Source organism: Geminicoccus roseus DSM 18922 (assembly GCF_000427665.1).
Lineage (GTDB): Bacteria > Pseudomonadota > Alphaproteobacteria > Geminicoccales > Geminicoccaceae > Geminicoccus > Geminicoccus roseus.
This window is the reverse complement of sequence record NZ_KE386572.1, coordinates 4,765,309-4,788,094: the sequence shown is the minus strand read 5'-3', so window position 1 is coordinate 4,788,094 and position 22,786 is coordinate 4,765,309. Positions and strand designations below refer to the sequence as shown.

General features: G+C 65.6%; 18 protein-coding genes. 7 read left to right on the top strand and 11 right to left on the bottom strand.

Annotated features, from left to right (window positions below; all coding sequences use genetic code 11):
* Positions 1-35 precede the first annotated feature (35 nt).
* On the bottom strand, positions 36-2,369 hold the full coding sequence (locus tag GEMRO_RS34455) for a hypothetical protein (RefSeq protein WP_157505716.1): 2,334 nt from the start codon (positions 2,367-2,369) through the stop codon (positions 36-38).
* A gap of 467 nt (positions 2,370-2,836) precedes the next feature.
* Complete coding sequence (gene uvrA / locus GEMRO_RS0123620) at positions 2,837-5,728, bottom strand: excinuclease ABC subunit UvrA (protein ID WP_027135990.1); 2,892 nt, start codon at positions 5,726-5,728, stop codon at positions 2,837-2,839.
* Positions 5,729-5,962: 234 nt separating this feature from the next.
* Here uvrA and ssb point away from each other — a divergent pair, with 234 nt between their 5' ends.
* From ssb to GEMRO_RS31445, 5 genes are all read left to right on the top strand, one after another.
* Positions 5,963-6,493, top strand: coding sequence for a single-stranded DNA-binding protein (ssb, locus tag GEMRO_RS0123615; protein ID WP_027135989.1), 531 nt, complete (start codon positions 5,963-5,965; stop codon positions 6,491-6,493).
* Positions 6,494-6,939: 446 nt separating this feature from the next.
* Positions 6,940-7,659: an MOSC domain-containing protein gene (locus GEMRO_RS0123610; protein ID WP_051329403.1), complete on the top strand. Its 720-nt coding sequence runs from the start codon at positions 6,940-6,942 to the stop codon at positions 7,657-7,659.
* 656 nt (positions 7,660-8,315) lie between these two features.
* A complete protein-coding gene (locus GEMRO_RS0123605) occupies positions 8,316-8,954 on the top strand; it encodes a hypothetical protein (RefSeq protein WP_027135987.1) in 639 nt (212 codons plus the stop codon).
* Positions 8,955-8,985: 31 nt separating this feature from the next.
* Positions 8,986-9,828, top strand: coding sequence for a universal stress protein (locus GEMRO_RS34450; protein ID WP_157505715.1), 843 nt, complete (start codon positions 8,986-8,988; stop codon positions 9,826-9,828).
* A gap of 153 nt (positions 9,829-9,981) precedes the next feature.
* On the top strand, positions 9,982-10,875 hold the full coding sequence (locus GEMRO_RS31445) for a DUF2189 domain-containing protein (protein WP_035485899.1): 894 nt from the start codon (positions 9,982-9,984) through the stop codon (positions 10,873-10,875).
* Here GEMRO_RS31445 and GEMRO_RS0123585 read toward each other — a convergent pair.
* The 7 genes from GEMRO_RS0123585 to GEMRO_RS0123555 form a co-directional block, all read right to left on the bottom strand.
* Entirely contained in the window at positions 10,870-11,268 is a 399-nt protein-coding gene (locus GEMRO_RS0123585; RefSeq protein WP_027135984.1) for a c-type cytochrome, read from the bottom strand. The genes GEMRO_RS31445 and GEMRO_RS0123585 overlap by 6 nt on opposite strands.
* Positions 11,265-11,648 (bottom strand): cytochrome C oxidase subunit IV family protein, encoded by a 384-nt coding sequence (locus GEMRO_RS31440; RefSeq protein ID WP_051329402.1) that lies wholly within the window; start codon positions 11,646-11,648, stop codon positions 11,265-11,267. Before GEMRO_RS31440 ends, GEMRO_RS0123585 begins: the two co-directional genes overlap by 4 nt.
* Positions 11,649-11,657: 9 nt before the next feature.
* On the bottom strand, positions 11,658-12,374 hold the full coding sequence (locus GEMRO_RS0123575; RefSeq protein ID WP_027135983.1) for a heme-copper oxidase subunit III family protein: 717 nt from the start codon (positions 12,372-12,374) through the stop codon (positions 11,658-11,660).
* A gap of 15 nt (positions 12,375-12,389) precedes the next feature.
* The gene (locus GEMRO_RS0123570) at positions 12,390-13,094 is read right to left on the bottom strand and encodes a cytochrome c oxidase subunit 3 (RefSeq protein WP_027135982.1); all 705 of its coding nucleotides are present in this window, start codon (positions 13,092-13,094) and stop codon (positions 12,390-12,392) included.
* Positions 13,091-14,866 (bottom strand): cytochrome c oxidase subunit I, encoded by a 1,776-nt coding sequence (locus tag GEMRO_RS0123565; protein WP_027135981.1) that lies wholly within the window; start codon positions 14,864-14,866, stop codon positions 13,091-13,093. The genes GEMRO_RS0123570 and GEMRO_RS0123565 overlap by 4 nt, the downstream gene beginning before the upstream one ends.
* Positions 14,867-14,929: 63 nt before the next feature.
* Positions 14,930-15,745, bottom strand: a complete 816-nt coding sequence (locus GEMRO_RS0123560; RefSeq protein ID WP_027135980.1) for a cytochrome c oxidase subunit II — start codon at positions 15,743-15,745, stop codon at positions 14,930-14,932.
* Between the two features lie 648 nt (positions 15,746-16,393).
* Entirely contained in the window at positions 16,394-17,830 is a 1,437-nt protein-coding gene (locus GEMRO_RS0123555) for a sodium:proton antiporter (RefSeq protein ID WP_027135979.1), read from the bottom strand.
* A 324-nt stretch (positions 17,831-18,154) separates the two neighbouring features.
* Between GEMRO_RS0123555 and clpS the strand changes: the two genes are divergently transcribed.
* Positions 18,155-18,481 (top strand): ATP-dependent Clp protease adapter ClpS, encoded by a 327-nt coding sequence (gene clpS / locus GEMRO_RS0123550; protein WP_027135978.1) that lies wholly within the window; start codon positions 18,155-18,157, stop codon positions 18,479-18,481.
* 138 nt (positions 18,482-18,619) lie between these two features.
* Positions 18,620-20,971 carry an ATP-dependent Clp protease ATP-binding subunit ClpA gene (clpA, locus tag GEMRO_RS0123545; protein WP_027135977.1) on the top strand — a complete coding sequence of 784 codons (2,352 nt, stop codon included), beginning with the start codon at positions 18,620-18,622 and terminating at the stop codon, positions 20,969-20,971.
* A gap of 46 nt (positions 20,972-21,017) precedes the next feature.
* Here clpA and GEMRO_RS31435 read toward each other — a convergent pair whose 3' ends face one another.
* Positions 21,018-22,166, bottom strand: coding sequence for a GNAT family N-acetyltransferase (locus GEMRO_RS31435; RefSeq protein WP_051329401.1), 1,149 nt, complete (start codon positions 22,164-22,166; stop codon positions 21,018-21,020).
* Between the two features lie 9 nt (positions 22,167-22,175).
* The gene (locus tag GEMRO_RS0123535; protein ID WP_027135976.1) at positions 22,176-22,664 is read right to left on the bottom strand and encodes a RidA family protein; all 489 of its coding nucleotides are present in this window, start codon (positions 22,662-22,664) and stop codon (positions 22,176-22,178) included.
* Between the last annotated feature and the right edge of the window lie 122 nt (positions 22,665-22,786).

The window sequence follows — 22,786 nt, the reverse complement described above, 5'->3', positions numbered from 1 at the left end:
CCCTCCGCGCCGCACTGACCTGCCGCGAAGCTTGTTCAGCCGCCTTCCGCTAGTGCGGAAAGCGCCCGCTGGATGCTCTCGACATCGTCGGCTCTGCCGAGATCGGCCGTCTCCAGGACCTGCAGCAGCTCCAGCGTGGCGGGCGAGAGCGTCGACTTCCTGTCTTCGGCAGGTCCGGCGGGGGTGCTGGGGCTCTCGGCAGCCAGTTCGGGCAACCAGGACAGGGCCGCCCGCAGGGCCTGGGCAGTTGCAAGATGGCCGTGCTCGCCAAGGCTACGGGCAAGCGCCTTCAGCCCCTCGATGAGGTCCGGGCTCCGCAGTTCGTCGAGCGAACGGTCCTGCAGGAGGTCCAGCCTCTCGTACATGTTCAGGTCGGAAGCCTCCAGAGCCTGAGCAAGCAGTGTTGCAGGTTCCGCCGGGTCGGCCGGAGCAGCCGGCGCCGGCAGCGCGGCAGCCCGGTCGGCGGCCGCCAGTGCGGTGGCCCAGTCGCCAGCGGCGGCGGCGACCTGCGCAAGCCGCCGCTCCATGTCGGGCTGGACATGACTGCCCTCCCAGGCAGGCGCCATGGCGGTCAGGATGGCCTGGGCGCCAGCCGCATCGATGCTTCCCTCCAGCAGAGCCAGATCAAGCATTCCTCCCTCGGCCTGCAGGGCCGTCGCATCGTCACCCAGACTGGCTGCCTCCTCGAGACGTCGCCGTGCAGCGGGAAGGGCATTCTCCTTGGCCAGGGCCTCGGCCTGCAGGAGCTTCCAGCCTGCCTGCTCCTCAGGGTTGGTGGCGGCCGGCATCAGGCGGTCGATGATGGCAAGTGCCGCGTTGCCATCACCGGATTGGGTCAGCGCCCGGACCACCGCCTCGCCAAGGATTCGACGCAGCGCCGGCGGATAGTGAAATAGTGTATCTCCCGATGCGGCGAAGGCCGCCGCAGCCTGGGGCCAGGCGCCCCGCTGGCTGTGAAGATAGGCACGCCACAAGGCTCCTTCGGCGGCGTCGGCCGATGCCAGTCCGGTAAATCTCTCTGGCGACACATCACGAGGCTCGGCCAGTGCCGCAGCTGCGGCGGCAAGCGGGATGAGCGTGGGAGCAGCAGCCCCGGCCTGATCAAGCGCAACCTTCGCCTCGGTCACGAGACCTGCCCCAAGAAGCACGCGCACCAGCCGGGACCTCGCCGCAGGATCTGCGGGCGCCCGCGCGAGTTCCGCCTCGGCCCGTCGTCGCTCGGCCAAGCCAGCGGCCCCCCCGAGGCTGCGGAAGTCCAAGCCGGCGGGGGATGCTGCCCGACTTCCAGGCTGGGTCTCGTCGACTGCCATGGGTTGACGGGCGCTGCGCCGTACCCGCACTGCGCCATCGGCCGTATCCACCAGGACATCAGGACGTAGCGGACGAAGTACCAGCCCCGCCAGCGTCGGCAGCAAATCGAGTTCTGGATACCCGCCTGCTCCCAAGGGCTGCGCCGCGTCCGGTACTGCCGGCACCACCAGGAGGCGGTCTCCTGCCCGCCGGTCGGCCACTTCCAGGACAGGGCCAGGCAAGTTGAAATGCAGCGTACCGTCTGGCCCGAGGGACGTGGGCACGGCAGCCGTGGCTTCCTCCGGTTCAATGTTCCCGCTCCGCTCCAGGGAAAGACGCCAAGTGGCGTTGCCTCCTGGTGCGGGAGCGAAGGCCGGACGGACGCCCGGGGCCAGGGCCAGCCGAAAGATCAGCCGGTCGGGTTCGACCTGGCGCTCGGCGTCCAGGACCATGCCGTCCAGGCTGCGTGCCAAGGCAAACGGATCAGCCGCCAGCTTGGCCGTCGCCGCGGCGAACACCATCCAGACCTGGTGGTCTCGAAGGAAAGCAGCCGCTGGCACCACCTGGTCCCAGGCATAATCGACCGCGACATGGTCCGGAGTTGCCCTGGTCGCCCCGATCCGGAGCACGGCCGGACGTAGTGGTGGCGCACGCTCGTCCAGATCGGGTGCGGAAAGCAGGTGTTGCTCCAGCGGCTCCGTTTGTCCTGACGACGAGGGAGAGCTCCCGGCCTCGGCCGGGCTTGCTGCCGGCGCGAATGGTTCCCCCGATGGCAGAGGGGAACTGTCCAGCGGGTCCTCGGCAAGGAGTGCCGGCAGGGCAAGGGGAGCGGTGATCGTCGCTGCGGCCTGAGGGTCGGGAGCCTGTGCCGCTTCCCGGAACGAGACCACCGCCTGATGCAGGGAGACGCGCCTGATTTCAGTCTGGACGCGGTGTCGCAGCCTCAGGCGCAGGATGTCTCCCTCGACGGTGGCCGACAGGATCGAGCGGCCGAGCACCATGGAGATCCGATCGGCTTCGCCCAGGAGAGGCCGGTCGAAGCGGAGAACAAGATCTGAGCCATCGCCCGAACGGACCATGCCGAACGCCGTCTTGCTTTCCAGCAGGAGCCGGTCGGTGCCGCCTCGGGCAGCGAAGCGGAAGCGGATCGGCGCCTTCTCGCCTAGGCTGACGGTGGTCGCCCGCTCCGCCGCCGTCTGAGCCAGCACTGGCCGTGGGGGAGTGGCCAGCAGTCCGCCGAGAACGACGAGGCCCGTCAGCCAGAGACCGATGATCGGCCTGCTCGCGTCCCGAACGATGCCGCTCCTGGCACGACCGAGCAGCAGGTCGGCGATCCCGGGCGCCGCCGCGCCCGTGTCGAACGTCATTGCAGGACGCCCAGGCCTTCCTGGCCCGCAGCACCGGCAGGAACCACCAGTATTCGCAGGTTCCGGTCGACTGGCATGAACGTCGGTCTCCTGACAGCAGCATCGCTTGGGACAAGAGGCTAGCCGCAGGAAGTTGACGAAAGCTTAAAGGCGCTCGGGATCGCGCACCTGCCTTGAGATCAGGAGGCCCGGCGGCGCTTCCTGGCGGGCAGGGGAGTATCGATGTCCGCATTCGCCGCGGCCGCCGGTGGCAGCAGCCGGGCCAGATAGCGGCCGGTGTGGCTGGCGGGATCGGCGGCCACCGCCTCCGGACGGCCCTCCGCCACGATCTGGCCACCGCCGGTGCCGCCGTCCGGTCCCAGGTCGACGATCCAGTCCGCCGTCTTGATCACCTCGAGGTTGTGCTCGATCACCACCACCGTGTTGCCGGTGTCCACCAGCGCGTGCAGCACTTCCAGGAGCTTGCGGACATCCTCGAAATGCAGACCGGTGGTCGGCTCGTCCAGGATGTAGATGGTCCGGCCGGTGGCGCGCCGGGCGAGTTCCTTGGCGAGCTTGACCCGCTGCGCCTCTCCTCCGGACAGCGTCGTCGCCGACTGGCCAAGGGCCACGTAGCCGAGGCCGACCCTCTTCAGCGTTTCCAGCTTGTGGCGGATCGCCGGAACCGCCTCGAACAGCTGGGTAGCTTCCTCGATCGTCATCGCCAGGACATCGGCGATCGATTTGTCCTTGTAGGTAATCTCCAGCGTCGAGCGCTCGAACCGCTTGCCCTTGCACACGTCGCACTGGACGTAGACGTCCGGCAGGAAGTGCATCTCGATCTTGACGACCCCATCGCCCTGGCAGGCCTCGCAGCGGCCGCCCTTGACGTTGAAGCTGAACCGGCCGGGCTTGTAACCGCGGGCGCGCGCTTCCGGCAGGCCCGCGAACCAGTCGCGGATCGGGCCGAATGCTCCGGTATAGGTAGCCGGGTTGGAGCGGGGCGTGCGGCCGATCGGCGACTGGTCGATCTCGACCACCTTGTCGAGATGCTCCAGGCCGATCAGGTCGTCATGCGCCGCCGGAGCCTTGCGGGCTCCATTCAGCTTGCGGGCCAGTGCCGGGTAGAGCGTGTCCACCACCAGGCTGGACTTGCCCGAACCCGACACCCCGGTGACGCAGACGAAGTTGCTGAGCGGGAAGGACGCGGTCGCTCCCCGCAGGTTGTTGGCGCGGGCATTCACCAGCCTGAGCATGCGCTTCTCGTCGATGGCGCGGCGGCTGGCAGGCACCGGGATCTGGCGACGGCCGGAAAGATACTGGCCGGTCAGGCTGGCCGGATCGTGCATGACATGCTCCGGGGTGCCCTGAGACACCACGATGCCACCGTTCACGCCCGCACCCGGACCCATGTCGATCAGATGATCGGCGGCCCGGATCGCATCCTCGTCATGCTCGACCACGATCACCGTGTTGCCGAGATCCCGCAGGCCGACAAGGCTGGCGAGCAGACGGTCATTGTCGCGCTGGTGCAGGCCGATCGACGGCTCGTCCAGCACATAGAGCACTCCGGTGAGCCCGCTGCCGACCTGCGAGGCCAGCCGGATGCGCTGGCTTTCGCCGCCGGAGAGCGTGCCGGAATCCCGGGCAAGGGTGAGATAGCCAAGGCCGACATCGTTGAGAAACCGCAGACGGTCGCGGATCTCCTTCAGGATCCGGACCGCGATCTCTCCCTGGCGGGCGGTCAGCCGGGCATCCAGCGTCGCGAACCAGCGGTCGGCATCCTGCACCGACTTGTCCGTGACCTGGCCGATGTGATGGCCGTCGATCTTGACCGAGAGCGCCTCAGGCTTCAGGCGCCAGCCATTGCAGGTCGTGCATGGCGCGGCACTCAGATATTCGGATAGTTCGTCACGCATCCAGGCACTGTCCGTTTCCCGCCAGCGTCGCTGCAGGTTCGGGACCACGCCCTCGAACGGCTTCTTCGTCTCGTAGGCGCGCAAGCCGTCGGCGTAGCGCATGGTGACTGCTTCGCGGCCGGAACCGTTCAGCACCACCTCCCGCGCCTTCTCGGGAAGCTTTTTCCACGGCGTGGTCAGGTCGAAGCCGTAATGCTTCGCCAGGCTCGCTAGGGTCTGCGGATACCAGGATGACGTGCTGTCGGCCCAGGGCTCGATGGCGCCCTCCGCCAGCGACAGGTCAGGATTCGGCACCACGAGGTCCGGATCCATGAACATGGTCCGGCCCAGGCCGTCGCAGGCCGGGCAGGCCCCATGGGGGCTGTTGAACGAGAACAGTCGCGGCTCGATCTCGGCGATGGTGAAGCCGGAGACCGGGCAGGCGAACTTGGCGGACAGGAGCTGGCGCTCCCCGTTGTCGGCATCCTCCACCACCAGCAGGCCATCGGAAAGCTCGACCGCCGTCTCCACGCTGTCGGCTAGCCGCTGGCCGAGATCGGGAGCCACCACGATCCGGTCGACCACCACCTCGATGTCGTGCTTGAGCTTCTTGTCGAGGGCCGGGGCGTCCTCGATGTCGTAGAGTTCGCCGTTGATCTTGACCCGCTGGAACCCTTTGCGCTGCAGGTCCAGCAGCTCCTTGCGGTACTCGCCCTTGCGGCCCCGAACGATCGGCGCCAGCAGGTAGAGACGGCTCCCCTCGGGCACGGCCAGCACCCGGTCGACCATCTGCGGGACGGTCTGGCTCTCGATCGGCAGGCCCGTAGCCGGCGAGTAGGGCACGCCGACCCGGGCGTAGAGCAGGCGAAGGTAGTCGTAGATCTCGGTGACCGTCGCGACGGTCGAGCGCGGGTTCTTCGAGGTGGTCTTCTGCTCGATGGCGATGGCCGGCGACAGACCGCTGATCTGGTCGACGTCCGGCTTCTGCATCATCTCCAGGAACTGCCGGGCATAGGCCGACAGCGATTCGACATAGCGCCGCTGGCCTTCGGCATAGATCGTGTCGAACGCGAGCGAGGACTTGCCAGAGCCCGACAGCCCGGTGATGACCACCAGCTGATTGCGCGGGATGTCGACGTCCACCGACTTCAGATTGTGCTCGCGCGCACCACGAATGCGGATCATGTCGTCCATGAAGTACCCGGCCAGAGGAGGTTGCCGACGGAACGTGCAGGAGAACGAAACGCGTACACCGCCGGGCATAGATGGACCAGCGCGAAGCTTTCGACAAGCCGCGCGCGCATGTCCTCTACGCCATGTTCCTCCACCTGGATCAGGCGCCTCGTCGGAGCGCCCGAGTGCCGTTAAGATGGGTGCCACTTCATCCGCACCGCCCGCCTTTCTGGGCGGCGACAGCCGAGGACGGTCATGGCCGGCAGCGTCAACAAGGTCATTCTGATGGGTAATCTGGGGAGGGACCCCGAGGTCCGCTATACCCAGAACAATCAGAAGATCGTGCATCTTTCCATCGCCACCTCCGAGCGCTGGTCCGACAAGCAGTCGGGCGAACGCAAGGAGCGCACCGAGTGGCATCGGGTCGTGATCCTCAACGAGAATCTGGCCGACATCGCAGAAAAGTACCTCGCCAAGGGACGCAGCGTCTATGTGGAGGGCCAGTTGCAGACCCGTGACTGGCAGGATCAGTCCGGCCAGAAGCGCTATACGACCGAGATCGTGCTGTCCCGGTTCAAGGGCGAGTTGGTGCTGTTGGGCGGCGGCGAAGGTGGCGGCGGCGGCGGTGGCCGGATGAGCGGTCCTCCTGACGATGCCTATGGCGAGGACGATCGTGGCGCTCCTCCCGCCCGTGGAGGCGGCTTCGAGCGTCAGCCAGCGCGCGGGGGCGGAGGAAGCCGGCCGGCAGCCCCGCCGAGCGACCTGGATGACGACATCCCGTTCTGATCCCTTCCGCCAGCGGGCAGTTCGTCCCCGGCCCTGATGACGCGCCCCGACCGTTTCCCTGCCCTGGAGGCGCGTCTCCCCGCTTCTTGGCCGGGAGACAGTGGTCGGGCCGCGTTCAACCGATCGGTCGGGCTGCCGCTGCGGAGGCGCCGGTTGTCGGCCATAGGCCGGTCCAGGTTGACGGCCAACCGCAGGTCGCGGCAGGCCGATGGCTTGTTCTTCGGCCGTGCTCGCGGCTCGCGCCGAGCAGCAAGCGAGCGCTCCGTGACAGCTCATTCGGCATGCATGGGTGGAGATCCCGCCGTTATCCGCTGGGTCGACGCCTCCCTTTGTTTCTGGCGACTCACGTGGTGGCCTGCGTCCGGCATGTCCCGCACTGACCCTGGCCCCGTTCCTGAACCGGCGGCATCGCTCTTGAGCGGAGGCAAGTGGTGCGAAGCGGCAGCATGTTTTCCCCCACGAAGGGTAGTCCGTTGGCCAACATAAGTCTCGACGGCCTGGCCGTGGGCCAGCTTACGGCTCTGGGGCCGCGGCTGGCGCCCAGTGGCATAGCCAAACGGTTGGTCCAGGGCCCGATTTGGCTCGGCTCGGAGGGGCTGGAAGGCGACGTGCAGGGTGATCGGCGCATCCATGGCGGGCCGGACAAGGCTGTCCACCACTATCCCTTCGACCACTACGCCTTCTGGAGGGAGGAACTGGACCGGCCGGCTCTCCTGGCGGCACCACCAGCCTTCGGGGAGAATTTCTCGACGATCGGACTGACGGAAGCCGAGGTCGCTGTCGGCGACCGCTTCCGGATCGGTCGTGCGCTGGTCGAGGTCAGCCAGGGTCGCCAGCCATGCTGGAAGCTGGACGCGCGATTTGATGTTCAGGGCCTGGCGAGAAAGGTGCAGGCGACCGGGCGCACCGGGTGGTACTATCGTGTGGTGGAGGAAGGACCTGTCGAACCCGGCGATGAACTCGTTCTGGTCGACCGAGGCAGCCCCGACTGGACGATCCATCGCCTCTGGCACATCCTCTATGTCGACCGGATGAATATCGAGGAACTACAGGCGATGGCCGCGCTCGAACACCTTCCCGAAGGATGGCGCCGCCACGCATGCCGTCGGCTTGCCACCGGGCTTGTCGAGAACTGGCGGAGCAGGTTGGACGGGCCGGATCCTTGATCATGAGGAGTTCTGCGATCTGATTGCCCAGGCTCTGGCCGCTGCAACCGGAAGGGACACCGGAGAATCCCACGGCCGACCGGGCACAAGAGGGGCAGGGAGAGCGACTGGTGCCGCGGACCGGACCGTGGATCCGAGGGTTGTTGCCCGGATCCTCCTGTGCTGAAGGCGGCATCCTAAGCAGAGCAACGCGCTCGCGCATCGGCTTCTCGCGAAGATCCCAAGTGCCGATCGAGTGGCCGCATCTAGGCTGAGGGGGCCGCCTGATGATCAAGCGGTTTTCGATGGAGAACTCCTTGATTCTCTCTCAGTCGCCCCTATTATTGTGGCAACGCCTCCCAGCTATCATGCATATTTCAGTGGGCCGAACTGTGCGGCGCCTCCTCCTGCATGTCGACGAGCAGGAAGATGCGGCAGGCCAGGGAACCCCGGGACCAACGGCGATTCACGGGCAAGATCAGTAACCGGTCATGGAAATCCGGCACCCGGCGCCCTGTCGCCGGACAGGACTGTCCACCAGACAGGCGCCGTGCAACCGGATGACGAACCACTGCCACCCTGCGGGCCGGATCAGGACGGTGCCGCTGTTAAACCAGAGTTGCGTGGTCGGGCTTGCAAGTTTCGCCCCGCGATCTGGCATCGAACAGAAGAGGAATATGTTTCCCTACCGACGCAATGTGAAGAAGCGGGGCAAGAACAACTCGCAGCCCCGCAAGGGCGCCCAGCACAGTGGCCAGGGTCAGCGTATTCCGGGTTCGGCGCGGGAACTCCTGCGCCTGCTGCAGCCTACCACCAAGGCGCTTGCCCAGTTCCTGGCAGGGAATACCCGGCCTTCCGGCCAGCTGAGCCACGCACGCCACGTGCTGGAGCAGGCCCAGTGGCTGGTCGAGGACCGCCAGGTCGAGCGGATGCCGCCCCATGAGCGGGAAGAGTTCCTCGAGCAGTTCGCGCGGTTGAAGCTGACCATCGCCGATGCCCGGGAACTCGAGCGCGACATGGAGGAGGCGGAGGTCGCCGAGCCACGTCCGGCGAAGCCGACGGTCGCGCCCGAACGCCTGCGCGAAATGGCGTTGGCGCTTTCTTCCGCGAAGCCTGCTCCCAGCTATCCCTATCCGGCCCAGCCGGAGGCTGCATCTGCCGAAGAGCCGGCCGAGAATCCGAGCAATCCGCCCGTTGCCGAGCCGGAACCTTCCGAGCCCGAGATCGAGGAGCCGGAGGGCGAACCTCGCTCCGGTCCACGTGGCCAGCGTCTGCGCCTGAGACGCACCACCCCCCTTACCGCCTCGGTCGGGTGACCTTGCCGCTCCTCCTCTGCAGGTGAATGCGATGCTGCGCTCGATCCTGATCGCCCTTGATTCGGTGACGCCCGATGGGGCCGCACTGTTCTCCGCTTGTGATCTGGCCGAACAATTCGGTGCTCGGCTGCGGGTGGCGATGTGTCCTGACCGCCGCGACATCAGGGGAGGCGAGGCACACGGCATCGGCGGGGCGAGCCTGGCGGAGCATCGGGACACCGTCCTGACGCAGCGACTTGAGGAGCGCCTGCAGGCAGAGCGTTCCGGCCTTGCCGACCGGCTGAGCCAGGCGGGTATCGCCCCAGAGATCGTCGAGTACCAGGGCGCCCCGGCTGATGTCCTGCAGGCGGCCAGCGAGATGGTGGATCTCGTCGTCCTCCCGCATGGCCGTCCCCAGACCAAGGCTCGTGACGACATCGACACCGGCTTCGCTTTGCCCGTCGAAGATGTGTTGCACCGGATCGTCCGGCCCGTCCTGCTGGTGGCCGACAGCACGATCGGCCCGGGGCCGGTGGTCGTTGCCTATGACGGCAGCGAGTCGGCGCAGCGCGTGCTGCAGACGGGGCTATGGTCGGGCCTGTTCGGTCAGCGCGAGGTGATCATCCTTTCCTTCGGCTACGGCGTCGCCGCAGCCGAGGCCATGGCGGCGCCGGCTGCGACCCTGGTCGCTGCACATGGTCACAAGGTCCGGGTCGAGGCGGTGGCTGCGCAGGGGGAGGCTGCCGGGGAGATCGCGGCAATCCTGCCCAGTCTGGAGCCGGGCCTGTTCGTGTCTGGATGCTTTGGCGCCCAGGGTGTTCTCGAATGGCTGTTCGGCGGAACCACTGAGCATCTTCTTCCGGCGATCGACGTTCCCTGGCTGGTTCAGCGCTAGCCTGACATTCCAAAGCGATCATTCACCTCGCATCCAGCGCCATTTGGCGCATACTGCGGAATGTGAAGGGTTGCGGAGCTCGCGCTCCAGGCGACCGATGCGGTCGCTCCGGCTGGCGGGCACGGCCGCGCCCATGCGCGTGGAGGACAGTCCATGGCCGCCGACAACCACATCCGCAATCCGATCGAGTGGAGTTCCGACCAGCTCCGGAACGTCAACGTCGCCATCGGCCGTACCGGTCATGCCGTGCACGGTGACGACCGGGCTCGCAATGCGCCGCTGCCGGCGGTCCGCCGGATCGACCTCGCCGATCTTCGCGACGTCCTGAACAGGGGCATCGAGGATTTCGGTGCCTATCGCACCGACGTCATCTTCATCTGCCTGATCTATCCCCTGGCGGGCCTGGTGCTGGCGCAGCTCGCCTTCGGCTACGACATGTTGCCGATCCTGTTCCCGTTGGCATCGGGCTTCGCCCTGATTGGACCCGTGGCGGCGGTAGGCCTTTATGAGATGAGCCGACGGCGCGAGCAGGGCCGGGAGATCAACTGGTCGGACGCCTTTGCGGTGCTGCGCGCCCCGGCCTTCGGCGCCATCCTGGTGCTCGGCATCATCCTGTTTCTGATCTTCGCGTTGTGGCTCGGCACCGCCTATGCGATCTATGAGGGCACGCTCGGCCCGCGCGCACCGGTCTCCCTCAGCGCATTCCTTCAGGACGTATTCACCACCGGCGCCGGCTGGAGCCTGATCGTGGTGGGCTGCGGAGTGGGCTTCCTGTTCGCTCTCTTGGTGCTGACCATCAGCGTGGTTTCGTTCCCGATGTTGCTCGATCGCGATGTCGGGCTGTTCGTCGCGATGGCCACCTCGGTGAAGTCTGTCTGGACCAACCCCGTACCGATGGCAGCCTGGGGCCTGATCGTGACGCTGGGTCTGGTGCTGGGATCGCTTCCGGCGCTGCTGGGCTTGGTGTTCGTGATGCCGGTGCTGGGCCATGCGACCTGGCATCTCTACCGGAAGCTGGTTCCGGCAGAGACCGACGCCGGTTCATGACGAACCGGGCTTCCAGTTCGGCGAGTAGGTCAGAAGATAGGCAACCAGATTGTCGATGTCGGCCTGGTCGCGGAGGCCCGGGAAGGTCATCTTGGTGCCTTTGATGAAGGTGCGGGGCTTGGGCAGGTATTCCGCCATCACTGCAGGCGTCCATACCAGTCCTTGTTCCCCTGCCGCGATCATGGCCGGCGAGAACTTGTAGCCTTCCAGCGTGCCGGCGGTTCGGCCGAACACGCCATTCAGGATGGGACCAACCCGGGTCTTCGCATCGTCGCCGACCATGTGGCAGGTCTGGCATTTCTTGAAGACGATGGCTCCGGCTGCGGCATCGCCCTCTGCGTGGGCCATGCCGCTCGCCAGGATGCCCATGGTCACCAGTGCCAGCTTCTTCACGACCTGTCCTCCCCGACAGCCGATTGCAGTTCGTCGAACGCTTCCGGCGCCTCGACCGCCTCGAACCAGGTGAGGCGCAGGTACCGCGTGTAGTTTGCCTCGAACGTCATGATGGCCACGAACACCAGCACCAGCACGGCCGGCAGCAGGATCGCATAGGTCAGCGCCAGTCGCTCCCACGCCATGTGCATGAAGATCGCGACGATCAGCCCCGCCTTCAGGACCATGAACAGCAGGATGAGCGACCAGCGCAGGTAGCCCTCCAGATGGAGGACATCGACCAGGTAGGAGCAGGCGCTCAGGATGAACAGCCATCCCCACACGACGAGATAAAGGCGGATCGGATGCTGCTGGCCTTCCTGCTGCGCGGTCGACGCCATGGCACTCCCTCACCACAGATAGAAGAACGCGAAGATGAACACCCAGACAAGGTCGACAAAATGCCAGTAGAGGCCGGTGATCTCGACGATCTCGTAGCGGCCGCTGCGTGAGGTGAAGAAGCCGCGCCGACCCTGGTCGAAGTCGCCCCGCCAGACCTTGTGCGCGACGATGAGCAGGAAAATGACCCCGAAGGTCACATGAGTTCCGTGAAAGCCGGTGATCATGAAGAAGATCGCGCCGAACTGCGGCGCACCCCATGGATTCCCCCAGGGCCGCACCCCTTCCGAGATCAGCTTGGTCCACTCGAAGGCCTGCATCCCGACGAACATCGCGCCGAACACGGCAGTGACCAGCATGAGCAGGGCCGTGCGCACCCGGTCACGCCGGTAGGCGTAGTTGACCGCCATGGCCATCGTCCCGCTGCTGCTGATCAGCACGAACGTCATGATCGCGATCAGGATGAGCGGCATCTCGACCCCGCCGATCGTGAGCCCGAACACCTCGCTGGCGTTCGGCCAGGGCTCGACCGTGGACATGCGCGCAGTCATGTAGGACAGGAGGAAGCAGCCGAAGATGAAGGTGTCGCTCAACAGGAACACCCACATCATGGCCTTTCCCCAGGAGACGCCCTTGAATGCTCGCTGGTCGGACGCCCAGTCGGCCGCAAAGCCGCGCCAGCCGCCGGAGGGGAAGCCTTGCGGGTGGATCGGCGCCGGCTGCGACATGGCCCTTCTTCCTTTCTAGCCCAGTACCTGCCGACAGATGGCGGCGACATCGTCGGCCCATCCGGCCAACAGCGCGAACAGCACCAGCCAGACTCCCAGCATGAAGTGCCAGTAGGTGGCGCAGAGCCCGATGCCCAAAGCCAGCCGCGGCATGTCCGGCTCCCGCCACGAGCGGGCCATGACGCGCATGAGCGCCACCATGCCACCGGCCATGTGCAGGCCATGCACGGCGCTGATCAGGTAGAAGAAGCTGTTGGCCGGGCTGCCGGTGAGGCCATAGCCGGCAACGACCAGTTCCCGCCAGGCCAGCAACTGCCCCGCCAGGAAAGCCAGCGCCGCGACTGCTCCTGCCGCCAGGGAAGCTCGGGCCGCCTCCAGCTGACCCCGATCGGCTGAGGCCTTGCTGAACTGCAGCGCCAGGCTGCTCGCAACCAGCAGGCCGGTGTTGACCCAGAGGATCGAAGGCAGGGGCATCGGCCACCAGTCGGCGGTCCCCATCCGGATCAGGTAGGCGCTGACGAACAAGGCAAACAGGCAGCCGGCCACGCCAAGAAATAGCAGCAGCCCGGTTTTCGCCGCGCGGACGGCACTCGCGTCGCTTCCCCGGCTGTCTCCGATCACGCCGGTCTCCAGCCAAGGCTTGGCCATCAGGCCCTGGCGGGCCAGCCACCATCCGATAACTCCGCCAACCAGGGCCAGGAACAGCAGGACGGCGATCAGGGCTGGGCCTCCCCGGTGGCGCGTGGGGCCGGCGGCTGGTTCTGGGGAATGAAATCCTCCGGCGCCCCGGGCACGCTGTAGTCATAGGCCCAGCGATAGACCACCGGCAGATCCCGCCCCCAATTGCCATGGGCCGGCGGCGTCTGCGGGGTCTGCCACTCCAGCGTGGTGGCTCGCCAGGGATTGCCTCCCGCCGGCCGGCCATGGCGCAGGCTCCAGGCCATGTTGAACAGGAAGGCCAGTTGCGCCGCGCCCACCACCAGGGCGGTGATGGTGATGAACACGTTCAGGCCGCCCGCCGAGGCGGGCAGGAAGGCGGTCTCGCCCATTTCGTAGTAGCGCCGCGGCACCCCGAGCAGGCCCAGATAGTGCATGGGGAAGAAGATCAGGTACGCACCGAGGAACGTCACCCAGAAGTGCAGCTTGGCCAGAAAGTCGTCCGGCATCCTCCCGGTTATCTTGGGATACCAGTGATAGATCGCCCCGAAGACCACGAGGATGGGCGCGACACCCATCACCATGTGGAAATGGGCGACCACGAACATCGTGTCGGAAAGGGGCACGTCCACGACGACGTTGCCCAGGAAAAGACCGGTCAGGCCGCCGTTCAGGAAAGTCACGATGAAGCCGATCGCGAACAGCATGGGCGGGGTGAAGTGGATGTCTCCCCGCCACAGGGTCAGCACCCAGTTGTAGACCTTGATGGCCGTGGGCACCGCGATGATCAGGGTCGTGGTGGCGAAGAAGAACCCGAAGTAAGGATCCATGCCGCTGACATACATGTGGTGGGCCCACACCACGAAGCTGAGGGCTCCGATGATCACGATCGCCCACACCATCATCCGGTAGCCGAAGATGTTCTTGCGGGCATGCGTGGCGATCAGGTCCGAGACGATGCCGAAGGCCGGCAGCGCCACGATGTAGACTTCCGGATGGCCGAAAAACCAGAACAGGTGCTGGAACAGAATGGGACTGCCGCCGCCATAGCTCAACTGCTCGCCCATCTCGACGATGGTGGGCATGAAGAAGCTGGTGCCCAGCAGTTTGTCGAACAGCAGCATCACGGCGCCCACGAACAGAGCCGGGAAGGCCAGCAGCGCCATGACCGTGGCGGTGAAGATGCCCCACACCGTGAGCGGCATCCTCATCAGCGTCATGCCGCGGGCGCGTCCCTGCAGCACCGTCACGACATAGTTCAGCCCGCCCAAGGTGAACCCGATGATGAACAGGATCAGGGAAATCAGCATCAGATCGATGCCCCATTCCTGGCCGGGGGTGTTGGCCAGGATCGATTGGGGCGGGTAGAGGGTCCAGCCGGCGCCGGTGGGACCTCCCGGCACGAAGAAGGTCGCTGCCAGCACCAGCACCGCCAGCAAGTAGATCCAGTAGCTCAGCATGTTGGCATAGGGGAACGCCATGTCGCGGGCCCCCAGCATCAGCGGGATCAGGTAGTTGCCGAAGCCTCCCAGGAACAGGGCGGTCAGCAGGTAGATCACCATGATCATGCCATGCATGGTGATGAACTGGTAATAGGCCACCGGATCAATGAAGGCGAAGGCCCCAGGATAGGCCAGCTGCAGGCGCATGAGCCAGGAAAGGACCAGCGCCACCATGCCGATCAGGGTCGCCGTGAGTCCATACTGGATCGCAATGATCTTGGCGTCCTGGGAGAAGACGTAGCGGGTAATCCAACTCTTCGGATGGTAGAGTTCGACGTCGGGAGTTTCAGCGGGTGGGACAGGTTCGAAAGGACGCTCGAAGGACGTGGCCATCCTTAAGTCCTCCGGCATGCAAAGGGACGACGCGCGCCCGAGGAGCCGCCGTAGACCCAGCGTTCAGTCTGACGCATAGGTCTTCTCCCGTGCGAGGATGGCTGCGAAGGTCGGCTGCTCAGCGAGCCACGCCTCGTAGTCGCTCGGACTGTCGATCACCACCATGCCGCGCATGTAGGCGTGACCGGTACCACAGAGTTCGGCGCACAGAACCTCGAAGGTGCCGGTCCGGGTCGGCGTGAACCAGAAATAGGTCACCGCACCCGGGATCATGTCCATCTTTGCGCGGAACTCCGGCACGTAGAAATCGTGCAGCACATCGATCGAGCGCAGCAGGACCTTGACCGGACGATCGACGGGCAGGTGCAGTTCCCCGAACTCCACGATCCTGTCGTCCTGCCCATGCGGATCATGCGGGCTCAGCCCCAGTGGGCTCTCCGGCGTGACCAGGCGTGTGTCGGAGCGTCCCAGACGGCCATCCTCCCCGGGCAGGCGGTAGCTCCACTGCCATTGCTGGGCGATCACCTCGACCTCGCTGGCATTTTGCGGGACCTCGATGAAGCGCGCCCAGACCACCAGACCGGGCGCCAGCATCGCCGCGACTCCGAGAGCAGTGCCCACGGTCAGCCAGGTCTCCAGGCGCCGGTTTTCCGGCTCGTAGGCGGCGCGGTGGCCGGGCCGGTGCCTGAACCGGAACAGGCAGTACGCCAGGAACAGCACCACAGCGGTGAACACGACCCCGGTGATCCAGAAGGTCACCACCAGGGTGTCGTCGATATAGCCCCAGTTCGAGGCGATCGGCGTCCACCACCACGGGCTCAGGGCGTGGAAGAGCAGGGAACCGACCACGATCAGGACCAGGGCAAAGGCAACCATCATCTCGCCGAGCACCCCTGACTACAAGGCTACCTCGATCCCATTGGGCAAGCAGCCCGAAGTAGACGGACAATCAACGAGGCTGGCGACTTGTGGTCATGCCAGATGTGTCTGCGCACAAGCACCTTCACCTGCGCCATCTCCTTTGCCGCCTTGGCAAAATCGGCTGGCAACGAGGTACAGTGACTGCTGACCGGTTACTCAAAAAATCCGGATCAGCATCGTCTCTTTTGGCATTGGCCTACAGAGTTGTCAACGCGGCAGTGGTGGGAGATTCATGCGCGGGTCTGTCCGGGGCAAGCCCCTGAGGATCGTGCAAATCACGCCTTTGCGGATCCGAGATGGACCACCTTTTCCAGCTGTCGAACTCAGGCAAATCTTTCAGATTGGATCTTCATAACGACTGAGCGACTTTTGAGATGCGGCCGATTTTCGGCGCATGTCAGACGGCATTTCCGTGTTTCGTCTAAATCTACTGTGCATATGTCGATGGCATTTCTCATCGGCTCGCCAGCATTCCCAGAAACAATCGTGGTCGTAATCATTGCTCTGGATCTGGGTGACCATCGCGACTCGGACGGCGGCCCGCATTGCGACGAACTGGGTACGGCCGGGAGGGGAGGCGCCACTCTCTCTCCCGACCAGCGCACTTCACATGAAGAAAATCAGGGTCAGCAGCACGAAGACCGGCATGAGGATCACCGAGGACCAGACCAGGTAGCCGAAGAAGCTGGGCATCCGGATGCCCATCTCGTCAGCAATCGCGCGCACCATGAAGTTCGGCGCGTTGCCGATATAGGTGTTGGCCCCCATGAAGACCGCGCCAGCCGAGATCGCGGTCAGGGTCGCGACATAGGTGGTGGTCATCGTCGCCGGGTCGCCGCCAGCCAGGTTGAAGAACACGAGATAGGTCGGCGCATTGTCCAGGAACGAACTCAGGATGCCCGTCACCCAGAAATAGGCGGCCGGCACCGGGGCGCCCTGCGAGTCTCCAACCGCCTGCACCAGCGGTGCGAACGGACCGGCCAACCCCGCCTTGAGCATCGACAGCACCGGCACGATGGTGACGAAGATCGCGGCGAACAGCTTGGCGACCTCCAGGATCGGCCCCCAGCCGAACTCGTTCGCGAGCCGGGCGCTCTTGGGCGTGACCAGCAGCGACACCACGGTGATCGCCGCCAGAACAAGGTCGCGGAACAGTGCCTGGGCCGTGATGTCGACACCCTCGACATGCAGGATCACCGGTCCGTTCCAGATACCGCTGACCAGCACCGCACCCATGATCGCGGCCAGCAGGACGAAGTTGATGCCACCTTCGAAGATCCGCTTGCCCCGAGGCGGCGGCGTGCCGTCCACGATCGCGAGCCGCAGGTCGAGGAGGTAGTAGGCGCCGAGGAGGATCGCGGCGGCCACCAGCATGGGCAGGAACAGATGCACGGTCGGCCAGAAGAACGGCACCCCCTTCAGGAAGCCAAGGAACAAGGGTGGGTCGCCCAGCGGCGTCAGCGAGCCCCCGATATTGGCCACCAGGAAAATGAAGAACACCACCGTGTGAACGCGGCGCGTCCTCCAGGCATTGGCGCGGATCAGCGGGCGGATCAGCAGCATGGCAGCACCGGTGGTGCCGGTGATGCTGGCCAGGCCGGTGCCGACCAGCAGGGCGGTCACGTTGGACCTGGGACTGCCGTCGAAGAATCCGTCCAGACGCAAGCCGCCGGCCACCGTGAACAGCGCCAGAAGCAGAAGGATGAACGGGACGTACTCGAGCAGCCCCACATGCGCCAATTCATACAGCGTTCCATCCATCCCCAGCGCCGGCACCATCGGCACGACCACCAGGGCGGCCCAGACCAGCGCGATCTTGCCGTAGTGGTGATGCCACGCCGACGGCGCCAGAAGCGGCATCAGCGCGATCGACAGGAGAAGCCCGACGAACGGGAACGCCCACCAGACCGGCAGGTCGGTGCCGACGAAGCCATGGGCCGTGACCCCGACCTCGGTGGCGGCGGCCAGGGCCGGTGAAGGAAGCATTGCGGCAAGGGAGAGGAGTGCGCTTGGCGCCAGGAGAGTGAACGGATTGCGGGGCATGCGTCGACCTTGGTTCGAACCGCGGCGACCATGCCAGCCCACTCCTTGAGCGACAACCGGGCCATCAAGCTCGCCGGCCGGAATGCAGAATGTCGAGGGAAGGATGACGAACCGCCCTACCAACCCCATATCCGTGCTGTTGTGCTGTCTCGGTGGTGCGGGAACCACAGGGGAACAAAGCGGCCATGCAAGCACTGCTGGGCGATTGTCCTTCACCCGCAACGGGGGTTATGGTCCGTATCGGACTGGAGCACCTCGGGTCTCCTCGGACCCCGGGAAGTCAATGTTGGCCCTGAACCGTGGGACTGTGAGACGACTATCGCGATGAGCGACAGAGACCAGGATCGGGACATCATCGAACACGGCGGGGTGGCGACCAAGTCGCACACCCGAACCGAGAAGCCGTCTCTCTACAAAGTGCTGCTGCTCAACGACGACTACACGCCGATGGAGTTCGTCGTGCACGTGCTGGAGAGATTCTTCCGCAAGAACCCGGAGGAGGCGATGCAGATCATGCTGCACGTTCACCAGAAGGGTGTCGGCGTCTGTGGTGTCTATACGTTCGAAGTAGCCGAGACGAAGGTGATGCAGGTCATCGACTTCGCCCGCCAGAACCAGCATCCTCTCCAATGTACGATGGAGAAGGAATGATGACGATGACGATCGACATCTCGTCGATTGTCCAATCCCCGGCCGCCCGGCCGGAGACAAGAGGGGTCATAGCGAGGGACGGCGGATCCTCAGCAGTCTCCGCGTCCGTCTCACCCCAGCCAGGCGAGTGACCCGAACATGCTATCGCGCAATCTCGAAAAGTCGCTGAGGCGGGCTCTGGCTCTGGCCAATGCCAAGCAGCACGAATACGCCACGCTCGAGCACCTGTTGATGGCGCTGACCGAGGACCCGGACGCGCTGGCGGTGATGAAGGCGTGCGCCGTCGACCTGGACCGGCTCAAGCTGGTGCTCGGCCAGTATCTCGAGCACGAGATGAGCGGTCTGGTGGTGGAGGCCGGCACGGATGCCAAGCCGACCGCCGGGCTGCAGCGAGTGATCCAGCGCGCCGCCATCCATGTCCAGTCCTCCGGGCGCCATGAGGTGACCGGCGCCAACGTGCTGGTGGCGCTGTTCTCCGAGCGCGAATGCCACGCCGTGTTCTTCCTGCAGGAGCAGAACTGCTCCCGGCTGGACGCGGTCAACTACATCAGCCACGGTATCTCGAAGAAGCCTGGTATGTCCGAGGATCGTCGCCCGCGCGGTGCGGACGAGCGGGACGAGGAGGGTGCTCCGACGGCACAGAAGAAGGACGAGAAGGACGCGCTGTCCCAGTACTGCGTGCACCTGAACAAGAAGGCGGTCGACGGCAGGATCGACATCCTGATCGGTCGCGACAGCGAGATCGAGCGCACGATCCAGATCCTGTGCCGTCGCTCGAAAAACAACCCCCTGTTCGTCGGCGACCCCGGTGTCGGGAAGACCGCGATCGCCGAGGGGCTGGCCCTGCGGATCGTCCAGGGCAATGTGCCTGAGATCCTCAAGAACTGCGTGATCTACTCGCTCGATATGGGCGCCCTGCTCGCCGGCACCCGCTATCGCGGGGATTTCGAGGAACGCCTGAAGGGCGTGATCAGCGAACTTGAGAACGATCCGCGCGCGATCCTGTTCATTGACGAGATCCACACCGTGATCGGCGCCGGCGCCACCTCGGGCGGGTCGCTCGACGCCTCCAACCTGCTCAAGCCGGCGCTGGCCTCGGGCGCCCTGCGCTGCATCGGCAGCACGACCTACAAGGAGTTCCGCAACTACTTCGAGAAGGACCGCGCCCTGGTCAGGCGCTTCCAGAAAATCGACATCCCGGAGCCGACTGAGGACGAGAGCGTCAAGATCCTGCATGGCCTGAAGCCGAGCTTCGAGGAGCACCATCAGGTCAAGTACACCAACAACGCGCTGAAGGCGGCGGTCAAGCTGGCGGTGCGCTACATCCACGACCGCAAGCTGCCCGACAAGGCGATCGACATCATCGACGAGGTCGGCGCCGCGCAGATGATCAAGCCGGAGGGCCAGCGCAAGAAGACGATCGGCGCCAAGGAGGTCGAGGAGATCGTGGCCCGGATAGCGCGGGTTCCGATCAAGGCGGTCTCGGCGCGCGACAAGGAATCGCTCAAGCACCTGGACGCCGACCTGAAGGGCTCGGTCTATGGTCAGGACAGCGCGATCTCGGCGCTCTCCTCGGCGATCAAGCTGTCCCGGGCGGGGCTGCGCGACCCGCTCAAGCCGATCGGTTGCTACCTGTTCAGCGGCCCCACCGGCGTAGGCAAGACCGAGGCGGCCCGGCAGCTCGCCAAGACCATGGGCATCGAGCTGATCCGCTTCGACATGTCGGAGTACATGGAGCGCCACGCCGTCAGCCGACTGATCGGTGCGCCTCCAGGCTATGTCGGCTTCGACCAGGGCGGCCTGTTGACTGACAGCATCGATCAGCACCCGCACGCGGTCCTGCTGCTGGACGAGATCGAGAAGGCGCATCCGGACGTCTTCAACATCCTTCTGCAGGTGATGGATTACGGCAAGCTCACCGACAACAACGGCAAGACCGTCGATTTCCGCAACGTGGTCCTGATCATGACCACCAATGCGGGTGCGGCGGACATGGCGAAGCCGGCGATGGGCTTTGGCAGCTCGGTGCGCGAGAACGAGGACAAGGAGGCGATCAACCGCCTGTTTACCCCGGAATTCCGCAACCGGCTGGACGCGGTCATTCCGTTTGCGGGCCTGACTCCGGCGATCGTGCGCAGCGTCGTCGACAAGTTCGTCAAGGACCTGGCGGCCCAGCTGGCCGACCGTCGCGTTTCGATCGAGGTCGACGATCTCGCCCGCGACTGGCTCGCCACCGAGGGGTACGAGCCAACCTTCGGCGCCCGGCCACTGGCCCGGGTGATCCAGGAGAAGATCAAGCGGCCGCTTGCCGACGAGCTGCTGTTCGGGCGCCTGGTCAAGGGCGGCAAGGTGCTGGTGACGATCGTGGACGGCGAACCGTCCTTCCAGATCACGCCCACGGGCGGCGGTCCGGCTCTCCTGCCAAAGCCTGGCAATGCCTCGGAAGACGACGAGGAGGAAGAGGACGACCAGCTGGTGGTCGGAGTCTGAAGCGCTGGCCGGGACCTCTTAGGTCCCGGCTGTTTGCGATGATGCGTCAGGCCGGGTCTGGGTTTTCCGGGCTCGGCCTGTTCGCATAGGGCAGGGCTGCTTCCAACTCGGCCTTCTCCACGGTGACCGCCCGACGCTCTTGCGTCAGAGACCGGGCGATCGCCTCGCGCAGGCCAGTGTGCTGGATCAGATGAGCGCTCCGGGTGAACACCGGTGCATAGCCGCGCTGGACCTTGTGCACGCCCTGCGCGCCGGCCTCGACCCGCGGCAGCCGGTGCGCGATTGCCCATTCGATGGCGCGGTAGTAGCAGAGCTCGAAATGGAGGAAGCGGTAGTCCTCCAGGCTGCCCCAGATACGCCCATAGAGGGCGTCCTCTCCCACCAGATTCAGCGCCACCGCCACGGTCCGGCCGGCCTCCCTTGCGCGAACCAGAACGACCCGATCGCCCAGGGTCCGGCCCAGCATGCGGAAGAAGTCCCGCGACAGATAGGCGTTGCCCCAGCGCTTCTCGACGGTGGCGAGGTAGAACGGCCAGAAATCGTCCAGCACCGTCTCGCCGATCTCGGCGCCGGTCAGCGTCTCGATGGTCAGGCCGGACCGCTCCACCGACGCCCGCTCCTTCCGGATCATCTTGCGCTTGGACGAGCGCAGGTTGTCCAGGAAGTCCTGGAAGTCACGGTAGCCGGGGTTGCTCAGATGGTACTGCAGGCCCAGGCGCTGCAGGAATCCAGCCCGGCCGAGGTCCGCCCACTCGGTCTCGTTGCAGAAGGTGACGTGCAGGGAGGACAGCCTGGTCGCGGCCAGCGTGTCCTTCAGTCCCTGGATCAGCCAGTCGCGCGCCGCCGCCGAGCGTGCCGGCAGGCGGCTGCCCGGCACCGGCGTGAACGGCACCGCTACCTGCAGCTTGGGATAATAGCTGCCTCCAGCACGATGGAACGCGTCGGCCCAGCCATGGTCGAAGACATACTCGCCCCAGCTATGGCCCTTGGCATACAGAGGCGCGGCCGCCAGCAGGGCGCCGTCCTCTTCCACGACCGCGGCCAAGGGCTGCCAGCCGCTCTCCGCCGAGGCGGTCTCCGACAGCTCCATCGCCTGGAAGAAGGCATGGCTCATGAACGGGTCGGCTGGACCGACCAACCCGTCCCAGGCCGCCTGATCAAGCGTATGAACCCCGTCGCTTACCCGAAAGCGCAATGCGGCCGCTCAGTCGATCAGGAACACGGCATCGACCTCGACCGCGCAGTTGAGCGGCAGGGAAGGCGAGCCGATGGCGCAGCGGGCATGCCGGCCGACCTCGCCCAGGACCTGGACGAACAGGTCGGAGGCGGCGTTGATCACCTTGGGATGCTCGTAGAACTCCGGGGTGCAGGCCACCCAGCCGGTCACCTTCAGGGTGGCCTTGATCCGGCTGAGGTCGCCGTCCAGCGCCGCTTTGGCCTGCGCCAGCACGTTCAGCGCACATTGCCGGGCAGCCCGCTGGCCGTCCTCCAGGGAGACGCCGCCGCCGAGCTTGCCCTCGACCAGGATCTGACCGTCCTTGAAGGGAACCTGACCAGCCACCCACAGGGTGCCGGCGCCGGCACGGGTCGGAATGTAGTTGAACTGCACCGCCGGTGGCGTCGGCAGGTCGATGCCGAACTCCTTCAACCGTGCTTCGATGGTGGCACGGTCGTTGGCAGGCTGGTCGTTCATCCCGAACTTCTCCGCTGGGCGTTCATCTGTGGGTGCAAGGTAGGCGGCGCGACCCGACAGGACCAGGGGGCCCGCTGACGTTGCGAACTCTCACGACATCGGGCACGATCGAAGCGGTAAGA

What these genes read in the sequence shown, in the direction of transcription:
- clpS (WP_027135978.1), top strand. Translation starts at nt 18,155, where the DNA reads ATGAGCGACAGAGACCAGGATCGGGACATCATCGAACACGGCGGGGTG.
- ssb (WP_027135989.1), top strand. Translation starts at nt 5,963, where the DNA reads ATGGCCGGCAGCGTCAACAAGGTCATTCTGATGGGTAATCTGGGGAGG.
- GEMRO_RS31445 (WP_035485899.1), top strand. Translation starts at nt 9,982, where the DNA reads ATGGCCGCCGACAACCACATCCGCAATCCGATCGAGTGGAGTTCCGAC.
- GEMRO_RS0123575 (WP_027135983.1), bottom strand. Translation starts at nt 12,374, where the DNA reads ATGTCGCAGCCGGCGCCGATCCACCCGCAAGGCTTCCCCTCCGGCGGC.
- GEMRO_RS0123565 (WP_027135981.1), bottom strand. Translation starts at nt 14,866, where the DNA reads ATGGCCACGTCCTTCGAGCGTCCTTTCGAACCTGTCCCACCCGCTGAA.
- GEMRO_RS0123605 (WP_027135987.1), top strand. Translation starts at nt 8,316, where the DNA reads ATGTTTCCCTACCGACGCAATGTGAAGAAGCGGGGCAAGAACAACTCG.
- GEMRO_RS0123535 (WP_027135976.1), bottom strand. Translation starts at nt 22,664, where the DNA reads ATGAACGACCAGCCTGCCAACGACCGTGCCACCATCGAAGCACGGTTG.
- GEMRO_RS0123555 (WP_027135979.1), bottom strand. Translation starts at nt 17,830, where the DNA reads ATGCCCCGCAATCCGTTCACTCTCCTGGCGCCAAGCGCACTCCTCTCC.
- uvrA (WP_027135990.1), bottom strand. Translation starts at nt 5,728, where the DNA reads ATGGACGACATGATCCGCATTCGTGGTGCGCGCGAGCACAATCTGAAG.
- GEMRO_RS0123560 (WP_027135980.1), bottom strand. Translation starts at nt 15,745, where the DNA reads ATGATGGTTGCCTTTGCCCTGGTCCTGATCGTGGTCGGTTCCCTGCTC.
- GEMRO_RS31440 (WP_051329402.1), bottom strand. Translation starts at nt 11,648, where the DNA reads ATGGCGTCGACCGCGCAGCAGGAAGGCCAGCAGCATCCGATCCGCCTT.
- GEMRO_RS34450 (WP_157505715.1), top strand. Translation starts at nt 8,986, where the DNA reads ATGCTGCGCTCGATCCTGATCGCCCTTGATTCGGTGACGCCCGATGGG.
- GEMRO_RS0123610 (WP_051329403.1), top strand. Translation starts at nt 6,940, where the DNA reads ATGTTTTCCCCCACGAAGGGTAGTCCGTTGGCCAACATAAGTCTCGAC.
- clpA (WP_027135977.1), top strand. Translation starts at nt 18,620, where the DNA reads ATGCTATCGCGCAATCTCGAAAAGTCGCTGAGGCGGGCTCTGGCTCTG.
- GEMRO_RS34455 (WP_157505716.1), bottom strand. Translation starts at nt 2,369, where the DNA reads ATGGTCCGTTCGGGCGATGGCTCAGATCTTGTTCTCCGCTTCGACCGG.